Below are 500 nucleotides of genomic sequence, written 5' to 3'. Positions count from 1 at the left end.
CGATCATCGTCGCCGTCAACAAGATGGACAAGCCGGGCTCGGACGCCACGCGCGTGGTCAACGAACTGCTGCAGCACGAGATCGTGGTCGAAAGCCTGGGCGGCGACACCCAGCTGATCGAGGTCTCCGCCAAGGCCCGCACCGGCCTGGACGACCTCTTGGAAGCCATCCTGCTGCAGGCCGAAGTGCTTGACCTGAAGGCCAACCCCGACCGCGTCGCCGACGGCGTCGTGATCGAGGCCAAGCTCGACAAGGGCCGCGGCGCCGTGGCCACCGTGCTGGTCAAGCGCGGCACGCTCAAGCGCGGCGACATCGTCGTCGCCGGCTCGAACTGGGGCCGCGTGCGCGCCCTGATCAACGAGCGCGACGAGCAGGTGGCGCAGGCCGGCCCGTCCGAGCCGGTGGAGGTGCTGGGCCTCGACGGCGCGCCCTCGCCCGGCGAAGCCATGGCCGTGGTCGAGAACGAAGCCCGCGCCCGCGAGCTGACCGAGTACCGCATC

1 pseudogene is annotated in these 500 nt (G+C 70.6%); it reads left to right on the top strand.

Features of this window, described 5'->3' with window-relative positions:
• Positions 1 to 500: pseudogene (locus D1Z90_RS21175) on the top strand (translation initiation factor IF-2); the annotation flags it as partial.

The sequence above is a fragment of the Motilimonas pumila genome, assembly GCF_003596335.1.
Taxonomy (GTDB): domain Bacteria; phylum Pseudomonadota; class Gammaproteobacteria; order Enterobacterales; family CBDFNC01; genus Motilimonas; species Motilimonas pumila.
This window is presented reverse-complemented; position numbering and strand designations above follow the sequence as displayed.